The sequence below is a fragment of the Serratia odorifera genome (genome assembly GCF_041448735.1).
Lineage (GTDB): Bacteria > Pseudomonadota > Gammaproteobacteria > Enterobacterales > Enterobacteriaceae > Serratia_F > Serratia_F odorifera.
In genome coordinates this window covers 1-9,372 of the sequence record NZ_JBGMUT010000022.1, presented here as the reverse complement: position 1 = coordinate 9,372, position 9,372 = coordinate 1, and the positions used below count along the sequence as shown (strand labels likewise).

The 9,372-nt window shown below is 47.7% G+C and carries 8 protein-coding genes and 1 pseudogene; 4 read left to right on the top strand and 5 right to left on the bottom strand.

Annotated elements, in window-relative coordinates; translation table 11 throughout:
- Window positions 1-508 precede the first annotated feature (508 nt).
- The 4 genes from ACCC84_RS23250 to ACCC84_RS23235 are packed head-to-tail and all read left to right on the top strand — an operon-like array spanning window position 509 to window position 3,320.
- Window positions 509-817 carry a hypothetical protein gene (locus ACCC84_RS23250; RefSeq protein WP_143779255.1) on the top strand — a complete coding sequence of 103 codons (309 nt, stop codon included), beginning with the start codon at window positions 509-511 and terminating at the stop codon, window positions 815-817.
- Between the two features lie 53 nt (window positions 818-870).
- Window positions 871-1,653: an SAM-dependent methyltransferase gene (locus ACCC84_RS23245; protein WP_371902398.1), complete on the top strand. Its 783-nt coding sequence runs from the start codon at window positions 871-873 to the stop codon at window positions 1,651-1,653.
- 12 nt (window positions 1,654-1,665) lie between these two features.
- A complete protein-coding gene (locus tag ACCC84_RS23240) occupies window positions 1,666-2,592 on the top strand; it encodes a hypothetical protein (protein WP_371902397.1) in 927 nt (308 codons plus the stop codon).
- Window positions 2,589-3,320 carry a 2OG-Fe(II) oxygenase gene (locus tag ACCC84_RS23235; RefSeq protein ID WP_371902396.1) on the top strand — a complete coding sequence of 244 codons (732 nt, stop codon included), beginning with the start codon at window positions 2,589-2,591 and terminating at the stop codon, window positions 3,318-3,320. The genes ACCC84_RS23240 and ACCC84_RS23235 overlap by 4 nt, the downstream gene beginning before the upstream one ends.
- Window positions 3,321-3,358: 38 nt before the next feature.
- Here ACCC84_RS23235 and ACCC84_RS23230 read toward each other — a convergent pair whose 3' ends face one another.
- The 5 genes and pseudogenes from ACCC84_RS23230 to ACCC84_RS23210 form a co-directional block, all read right to left on the bottom strand.
- A complete protein-coding gene (locus tag ACCC84_RS23230) occupies window positions 3,359-4,534 on the bottom strand; it encodes an MFS transporter (RefSeq protein ID WP_371902395.1) in 1,176 nt (391 codons plus the stop codon).
- Between the two features lie 201 nt (window positions 4,535-4,735).
- A complete protein-coding gene (locus ACCC84_RS23225) occupies window positions 4,736-5,245 on the bottom strand; it encodes a recombinase family protein (RefSeq protein WP_371902399.1) in 510 nt (169 codons plus the stop codon).
- Window positions 5,245-6,181, bottom strand: a pseudogene (locus tag ACCC84_RS23220) (Rpn family recombination-promoting nuclease/putative transposase). Before ACCC84_RS23220 ends, ACCC84_RS23225 begins: the two are co-directional and overlap by 1 nt.
- Complete coding sequence (locus ACCC84_RS23215; RefSeq protein WP_371902394.1) at window positions 6,178-6,357, bottom strand: hypothetical protein; 180 nt, start codon at window positions 6,355-6,357, stop codon at window positions 6,178-6,180. The pseudogene ACCC84_RS23220 and the gene ACCC84_RS23215 overlap by 4 nt, the downstream one beginning before the upstream one ends.
- Window positions 6,358-6,665: 308 nt before the next feature.
- Window positions 6,666-9,372: protein-tyrosine phosphatase family protein (locus tag ACCC84_RS23210; protein ID WP_503827463.1), on the bottom strand; the 2,707-nt coding region annotated here is incomplete at its 5' end.

Here is a 9,372-nt window from a genome sequence, read left to right as displayed (position 1 = left end):
AGGCAGACACAGCAGCGTGTACCCCAGCGGCTACAGACGGACAACGGCAGCGAATTTATCTCGAAAACGCTGGATCGCTGGGCGTATGAAAACAGACTAACTGTACTTATTACTTTTTTTGGACTGGATAACGAAAAGGGAGATAATTGCTCAAGGAAGCAATTTGATTTTTAACTAAATAGCAAATGTAAAATTTCATCACTCTATAGCCATGGATATTTAGGGCTATCAGCATAATTAATTAGGCTTTTTTGAGTAACCCCGCTCTAGATTCTAATCATCAGCTTTGACTAAATATGTAAACCATGTTTATGAATTGTTGTTGCAATGATGCAAAAATACACTATAAATGTAAATTGTCTATGCTATGCCGTTTGTACGATTACTAACGCATAGGCGTGATGGAGCAGCAAAGAGCTCACTTTTAATAGATGAAATACCCGTAGTTCTGAGAAGTTAGATGTGGGCCAATAATCTCATTAACTCAATAGAAAATAAGGATATATTCATGGAAAAAGTTAACATCAAAATGCACCCACGCTTACAGGCTGCAGCACCGATGAATCTTGCCAAGGTCATTGGCGGATTTGACTCGACTAAGTCACTACATCCGCGCTTGCAAGCTGCCGCTCCCATGAACCTGGCTAAAGTGATTGGTGGTTTTGATTCTACCAAGGCGTTGCATCCGCGTTTACAGGCCGCTGCGCCAATGAATCTGGCCAAAGTCATCGGAGGGTTTGATTCCACCAAAGCCTTGCACCCGCGTTTGCAGGCGGCTGCCCCTATGAACCTGGCTAAGGTTATCGGTGGCTTCTAGTTAAATCTTCCATGCCTCAATCCCGTATTGAGGCATTTTTAAAAGGATTTTTAATGAGCACAATCTCTGTCATCGGCAGTGGCATGCTGGGTGTCAATCAGATTACCACAGAAGGTTTTTCCGTTATTCAGAGTGTAAATCGGGTTTTCTGGATCGGAGACATTGCTGGTCTGAACGAACATCTTTCCCATCATGAAATACTCCATGAGAACCTCTCGCATTTGTATGAAGATGGCGGTGTTGATGTTGATAATTACACCAGAATTATCCAGTACATCTCAAATGTGCTTACTGAGTGTGAACATGTAGGCCTTATCGTTCCTGGTCACCCGAGAGTCGGCGTGACCATCGTTCAATTACTACAGAAATTATCTCAGGATGGGATTTTTACTTTTCATTGTTATCCTGGAATTTCAAGTTTCGACGCGATGATCAATGATATTGGTATTGACCCACTGGAAGAAGGTGTCAGTATACTTGATGTGAATCGGTTGATTATCTATGATTATGCAATGGATCCCTGTGTAAATTATTTTATTTATCATGTTTGCTCTATTGGTAATGCTAATACGGATTACTCATCACCACAGACTTCAAATAAAGTCATATATTTGAAGTCGAAGCTATTAAAGCATTACCCAGCCAATACTCCGATTTTCTTGTTGAGTGCCTCAACCAAAAAAGGACAATGTGCGGATAAGTTACAAGGTGAGCTTTCTGATATCGAGACATTACTTTCAAAAGTTACTTATCGCCATACGCTTTATATCCCAAGCTATTTACCCAGCAAGGAGAGGGTAAACTTCGAATTTTTGAAAGAAATTAATATTATTTAGCAGGAGAGTGAAATGTCAATACTTTCCTATAACGGAAACGATATGCTGAATGATTACTACTCATGCTGCGAGGAATCGGCCCTTCACAGAGATATCAGCGAAAAGTGGCCCCCTATTTGCGCACAAGTTCGCGATCACGCCATGCACGATAGATGTTTTTTTACATTACCTCGAAAACACATCTCAAAGATTGACATAGGAAACTGGTCATTTAACTGGACAAATTCTGAGGCAGGAGAGGCAATGGCATTGCTGATGGGGATTTCTGATGTCGGCAGCATCCCAGTATGTGATAATCGATTAGCATTCCTCAATGACGGCGTGAAAAGGTTTTCTTCGTTATATGAGAGTGAAATGGCATTCATCGCTGATTTTATCTCAACATTGGTATGGTTGGTTCCTAAAAATGCAAACGCCAATAATGGGAGCGCATCATTTTACGAACTCCCACATGTTACCTTTATTTCCGATGCCACACTCTTCTTTATTCCACCGTTCCATAAGCTTCCACGAGAATTCGGGTTTCTTGGGTTCGTCGAAAATCTTTATCACGAAGCACTCCATCATCAAGTACACACGTTCAACGCATTTCATGGTAATCAATACTGTCAGGGAACTCTGGGGGAGTCGCTGATCGATTTCCCTCAACGGCAAGATCGAACTTTCAGTTACACCCAGGCTTTCAATGCTTGTTACGTTTACGGGGAAATTGTTAGATATCGTCGTAAAGTAGCGCAATACCTTTCAGAGGAATATCGGGCTGAAGAATTAACATGGATAAATGAGGCATTGGACTCTGCAATAATGATGCGATTTAATCTGGTCGCACGTTTATATCACGTCAGGGACGCCTTTTTACCTCCCTGGAAATCACTCATCGAAGAATGGAAGTTGGAAAATGAGACAGAGAAATATTTCAACTCGGAGAAACCATTATGAGTAATATAGTCGAAGGGGAAGGCTATCTGATTTTTGACGAATTTTTGAGTAGCGATGAGCTCTTCGCCCTTCAGTTATATATGCAATTTGAGAATTACTATCTCGTCCATTCTCAGGGGTGGTCAAAATCATGGAGGATGACCGACGGCGAGCCTTTGGTGAGTGTCAGTTATTTTTACTCATTGCTGACAGAAAAAACCACCCTGGATGATAATGCCATTACTGCTGGTATTAATATTTTAAGTAAAAAGATCAGCATAATAACATCACATCTGCGTAATTTTCTGGGGGAAGACTGGAATGCATTTTCACTAACAACGTTCCTGTATCCAGCAGGTAGCGGGCTGGGCTGGCATGAAGACGATGCCCAATATAAAGGGGCATACATATTTTATGCGCATCCCGAATGGAAACCCAATTGGGGTGGGGAGCTTTGTGTCATCAACACACCTGTTAATTCCAGTGCGGGACTGTCCGAACAAACCTACAATGCTTCTGAAGAGATTTTACGCATGTCAGGGATAACCGGGGGGGCAGTCGGACCGGAGTTTGGATGGACCATCCGTGAACGCAGTATCAATGATTCTGGGGTCGGGACATTTATTTACCCAAAACCCAATCGACTTGTGATCATAAAACCAAATTATTCACACTGCATCAAGAAAGTTGATGTCAGTGCCGGGGACAATATGCGTTGTTCCGTTGCCGGTTTTTTTCATAAAAGCTGAAGCTACGGCCGGTAATCAATACCGGCCGTTTTATGTCATTAAGACTGACGTTTTACATGCAAAATCAGTAGAGAAGATAGCAACAACCCTGTCATAGAACAAATGACAAGTGCCAGCGGACTGCCTACTCTGTCAGCCAGTATGCCCGCCGAAATACTGATCACTGCACCGATAATAATTTGTTTTCTATAACTGCTGGCAGAGGCTGCTGCTACATGATCGTTGTCAAAGTTCGTCAGCAAACTGTACCAGCCAAGGCTATAGATGATATTGGAAAATACATGGGCAGAAAAAACCAGTAGTAATGAAACACTCAGGAATGGTGTCAGCGGAACGAACAAATAGCACACAATAAATGCCGTCATGCACGCAATAATAAACAGTGATGACTGATTCTTATAACGCTCTTCCTTGACCAAAAATGGCCCAAGAAGTTGTCCCAGACTGCGGGCGAACAATAAAAACAGCAGTGTTTCTTTTTGGTCATTATTGCTATGGACCAATGTAGGCAGGAGCGACATGGCCGGTGCTCCAGTCATCGCCAGTGCCGGCAATAAATAGAGGCTAGCACGTTGTTTTGATGACAACCTTTTAGGCAACCCTTGTGCGTAAACATTCTGTTCTGCATAATTCGCCAGCTTTGGCAGTGAAAATATAAATGTAATGGCTATGATGTAGCTGAGCAGATTTGCCAACAAATAGGTATTGCTCTGAACGGTACCATAAAGGAATACGCCAACACCGATGCCAAATAAAACCTGGCAAGCAAACACCAGCGTGTCGATAACCGCACCGGCACCAATATCTTCTGGAGCAAGTTTAGCTTTGGTATAATGATTAATGGCAGGAATGGTGATCCCCGCAGATACCGATGAGGCAACGCCAGCAAGCTGCAGGATGGTCACGGAACCATGAACCAATCCGTACCAGGGAATAATCAAACCCAGTGCGCCAATGCATTCAGCGATCATGAAGCAATATTTTGCTTCAATACGTGCAAGCAGATATTTTCCTGCAATACTCCCCAAAAACCCCGGTGATGTTGACAAAATAAACGCCAAGGCAAAGGAAGACGGCGCCGCGTTCAATCTGGCCAGCTCACCAAAAACCATGATGAACGTCAATCCAGAACCTACGGAACTGCAAATTAGCGCCAACACAAGTATTCTTAACCAAAGATACTTACGCATTGAGCGTAATAATATCAAAAACATAGTCACCTCAAGACCATTAAACGATTAATTGAATTGATACCCCTCCATGTGATGTCAATTACATCGTCTCGTTCCTTATCTGGATCTGGTTGTTGAGATGGTTATACTCCACCGAGTATAGATAATCTTTTCCTATTTTCCAGTTTGGGATTCCATGTTTGAATCTCCAAACATTTTGACTTTACAGATGAATGAATGCCATTAGCTTTCCTTACTGCGGGCCAGTGTTCGGTAAACTGTCGGTCGTGACACCGAAAATAATTCAGCCAGGTCGCTGATTGAGTACTGCCCGGTTTCATGCATCCGGCACAGCTCTTTTTGTTGTTTATCAGACAGCTTGGGTTGTTTTCCCCGCAGTTTTCCTTTCGCCCGGGCAATGGCTATCCCTTCCCGGGTGCGCAGACGAATCAGGTCTCCTTCAAACTCGGCAAAGGTAGCCAGCACGTTGAAGAACATTTTCCCCATAGGGTCTGCCGGATCATAGAGGCTGGTTCCCAGCGCCAGCTTCACCCCTCTGGCCAGCAGAGCATCGGCGATCTGACGCGCATCAGGGACCGAACGGGCCAGCCGATCAAGTTTCGGTACCACCAAGGTATCTCCGTTGCGAACGGCAGCCAGCGCCTCCTGCTGGGCGGTCAAATCTTGCCGGTCGGTGGAGCACCGGGCATAGCCAATTTGACAATGGCTACCCTGCCCGTTGACGCAAAGGATTAGTGGCGGATCTGCGCCAGGTCGTCAGCAGTCAGACCGGTCATCTTCATGACCGAATCGCGATCGAGGCCATTGGCCAGCATGGCACGGGCAATTTTCAGTGAGGCTTCACGCTCACCTTTTTCCATACCGCGCTGTTCACCTAATTGGATACCCTGCTCGATACCTTTCTGGATACCCTTCTCGATACCTTTTTGTTCAAACTGTTGTGCGATGGTCATCAGTTCATCCTCATGTTGTGGTACCCGCAGGGCCAGTTCGCGAACAAATGCCTGCGCATCCGCCGATTCACCGGCCTGGATAATATAGTGTATCAGCGAAATCACCTGCGGCGAAGAGAGATAGCCGGCCAGCAGAATGGCGGACAGCCTGTCGGTCAGTTCGGCCAGGTCGCGCTGGCGAATATGTTTCTGCAGCAGGGTCAGTGCGGCCATGCTGCGGTGACCCATAATATCTTCGTCTGGGATGATCGTCACATCAACCAGCGGAAAATCGCCGGTGTACAATTTTCCCGCCAACGCCGGATCATCAAATTCCTGCAGCCAGTTGGTCGAATAAGGGAATGGACTGCGTTTGCCGGTATAGAACAGCACCGGAATGACCAGTGGCAGCTTTTTATGGCCGGCGTCGAGATGGCGCTGCATGGCGGCGACGGCATATCGGATGAGGCGAAACGCCATGTGCTTATCAGTGCTCGATAAGTACCATCACGTAACCGTCAGCGCCGGCGGTGGTTTTCAGGCTGTAGAGCACGTCGCTGAAATACTGGCGCAGGTCATCTTCGACAAAGGAGCCGGACTCCAGCTTCAGCGTACTGAGGTCGCAGATGGCCCGCAATTCTGCCGGCAGATGTATATCCATGAAGTCGCGGACAATTTCGGGTTGCGTCAGAAACTGCCGGAAAGTTGCATCATGGGGCGTTGGATTTTTTTTCATGGGGCTATCGTAACATGTTCGGTCGCCGGCTCACTATGGCTGAGCGAAGGCTTCACCCGCTCTCCGGGCAGGATGGCGCCGGGATGTTGCTGCCGCCAGGTTTTTAATATTCGATAGACGCTGGCTTTGCCAATGCCCAACTGGCCAGCAACCGCTTCACTTGTTAATCCGGCCATCGTCAATTCAATGACCTGCTGCGTTTTCGCCTGGGCGGTGGGTTATATGCACCTTTAGCTTTCGCCCGGGCAATGCCTTCTCGCTGGCGTTCCTGACGCAGACGCGTACTTACAATGCAGCCACCGGAAGGCGTTTCGGATCAGCGACATGGTCAGGCAACATCACAAAAAAAACAGCATGTTACCTGACATCACCTTAATGCGACACAATCCGCCTGCAGCACAAACTGATCCGCTGGCCGGAGTTGCCCAGCGAACCGTGGCCGACCCCGTTTAGCCCGCAAGCTTCACTGGCTGGCGAGACCCGATTACGGACGATTCAGCAGGGAACGTGCATAGGCGTTAAGCAGATTGACATCGTCCATTCTTTCGACGGCGTTTACATGGGTCTTGCGCACAGTATCAATCGCGTCGGCGACCACCTGATAGACCTTATTATCGAACTCGAACTCGTTATCGAGACTATGACTTATTGAGGTGTGAATCAATGCCGGCTTGTTATCGTCAACCACGCCCTGCCGATAGCGCCCCGGCTGTTCACGCCACAGTTTGTCAATCATGACCGCGCTTTTTACCGTGCCGGAACGTCCGTCTCCGAATCCGCAGTGTACCCCCACCACGTAATTGGGGTTGACCTGCCGTTTGGTGTTAATCTGGTCGACCAGCGACTGTATCTGCTCCACCTGACGCCGTGCAGGTCCCGGCTGGGTGAAATCCGCATCGGCCTCAAAGCTGTAACCGTCCTCGATCGCGTTTTTCGGTTCGATCACATACTCAATATCGCTCTGCTTTAACCGCTCCTTTAAATAACTATCTTTGGGCTTGCCGGACGAGAGTGTTTCACCGCTTAACCGATCGTCCAGCGAAAACAGCACTTTCACACGCTGGGTTTGCAGATCGTTGATAAACAGCTGTACATCCCGCCCCCAGTCGTAGATTTTATTGCTCGGGCGCGCCATTGAGGCCATCGACAGCGCGGGGGGCGGCTGGTAGTTTTTCGCCGTGGTGCAGAGACTGCGCTTGCCGCGTCCGGTATGGCAGACGGACTCGACCGGCGCTTTGTGAAGCCGCCCGTCGGTACGCACCCACTTGCTGGGATCGGGCTGTTTGGGCTCGCTGAAATCGGCAATTTTCCATGCGGGGCTGCGGGCTATCGGCGTCTCCGCCAGCGCGGCCTGCGGGACATTTCCCAGACCGTCCCAGGCCGCCAGATCGTCCGCTTCAGCGTCGGAAACATCTAGTCTCCCCTTGACTTTTCCTCGAACTTCAATGGCCCAGTTTTCCAGATCTTCCAGCTTGATCACCGGCGCGTGAGGTTGAGAACTGATGTCTTGGAGCAATTTTTGCGCCTTTCGCTCAGCAATCTTCCCAAGTACCTTCTTCAAGGCGGGAGTGAGCGCCTCGCCAGCGAGGTCGAGCAACAACCCTAAAAACAGGGCGTTAAGCGCTTTTTTTGACTCCTCCTGTGTATCTGCAGTTGCCGTCCGGATGAGATTTGGCACCGTGGAGAGTAATGCCATCCCAACGCCGACCCAGGGGCCTGTGAGAACTCCGATAGGCAGTGCAACTGCCTTCAGTATCAGCTCCGTGTACATAGCAGCGGTATCCCAGTCCTGCTCCCAATGACTGTAGGTAGTCCGGTCCATATCGTCATCGAATCTCTGGACGAACCGTTTCATCATCTTGCTGGAAAACTCACCGGGCTCGCACTCCTTGTACGTAAAATAAGGCCACTGCTCGTGCAGGCGCCCATTAAGCGTCTTAACTTTCCAACTCTTATGAAGTAGGTTGTTATCTAACTTATCCAGCTCATTATTAGACAGTCCCTGCTTCACCAGCGTGGAGAAAGGCTCTGGAATCTTCAGCCCAGAATCCAGGCCCCCGTTGTATTCTTGCGGAGCTTGGTAGCTCGTTGTATTAGATAATGAATATATCCGATCATCTAATTCAAACGCCCCGGCGAGCGGCGTCTTGACACCTGGAGCTGTAAAAATTATCATTCTGGGGCGGTTTTTAACGTTGTCTCCTGTCTTCTCATCCAATTTTTTCCCAGCAATACCTTGAGCGATCAAACGTAGAATGTTGGTGCCCTTTTCGAAGGAATCATGCTTAATAAATTTGACGATAAATTTATTAAAATCTTCCCATGCCCCACCTTCGATCTTCGCCCGCAGCGCTGTCGAAAATTCGCTTGGCCAGTCAATCATGAAATTAAACCACCTCTGTTCGCGCTTTTTCTTTAGATACTGACGACTCGCAATCGTTCGCAATTTCAACGTAGATTTATGTTCTGTTATTTTCTTATTAAAGTTGTTCCGGCTAATCCCCGTTACTATCTTATAGGAAATACCAACGCTGACGTTGCGATAATCACCCGTCAGCCCAGCCTGCTGCGTCTGAAGAGTGACCCATTGGTCAATAAAATCAGCGGGCGTATGTATATAAGGGTTGAACCAGGTGGCCAATTCATCATCAAGTGACGGCGCTGCCGTGGACGGCTGCAGAGTTGTGGGCGGCTGCCTGGAAAGACTATTTTTTAACGCCGCCCAAACGCTTTTCAGCAATGACAGGGCTTTTGGCATCTCTGGTAATCCGTGCTTGGCCAGATAATCAACAAGATAAAATGCCAGTTTACCTTTAAGACTTTCGTTGCCTACTAATGCATCCTCGAGCAAGGGGATTGACGATACATGCTCAGGATTGATAGCGTGAGACTCTAGGCGCTCGAACAGATCCCTGAGCTTAAAGTCAAAAAGCGGGGCCAATGTTGACTCGTGAAGGGACGCATTTTCGAGTTTTATAATTTCGCCCGAAATCTCCTTCTCTATCAAACCCTCTATCCTCCTCAGCTGCAGTATGCGAACGTTGATATCTAAGTAGTGCTCACGAGCCGCAAGCCGAAGACTTCCGACGGCATCGGCTCTCTCGTGAAGAAGGATATCGCGGGCAGAGACGGCATTCAGAATATGCTGATATTTGGGGAACGTTTTCTTAACGTCTGTAACGAGCGAACCC

Excerpts from the sequence above, each read along its gene's own strand:
- ACCC84_RS23250 (WP_143779255.1), top strand. The coding sequence starts at position 509 with ATGGAAAAAGTTAACATCAAAATGCACCCACGCTTACAGGCTGCAGCA.
- ACCC84_RS23245 (WP_371902398.1), top strand. The coding sequence starts at position 871 with ATGAGCACAATCTCTGTCATCGGCAGTGGCATGCTGGGTGTCAATCAG.
- ACCC84_RS23240 (WP_371902397.1), top strand. The coding sequence starts at position 1,666 with ATGTCAATACTTTCCTATAACGGAAACGATATGCTGAATGATTACTAC.
- ACCC84_RS23235 (WP_371902396.1), top strand. The coding sequence starts at position 2,589 with ATGAGTAATATAGTCGAAGGGGAAGGCTATCTGATTTTTGACGAATTT.
- ACCC84_RS23230 (WP_371902395.1), bottom strand. The coding sequence starts at position 4,534 with ATGTTTTTGATATTATTACGCTCAATGCGTAAGTATCTTTGGTTAAGA.
- ACCC84_RS23215 (WP_371902394.1), bottom strand. The coding sequence starts at position 6,357 with ATGGCCGGATTAACAAGTGAAGCGGTTGCTGGCCAGTTGGGCATTGGC.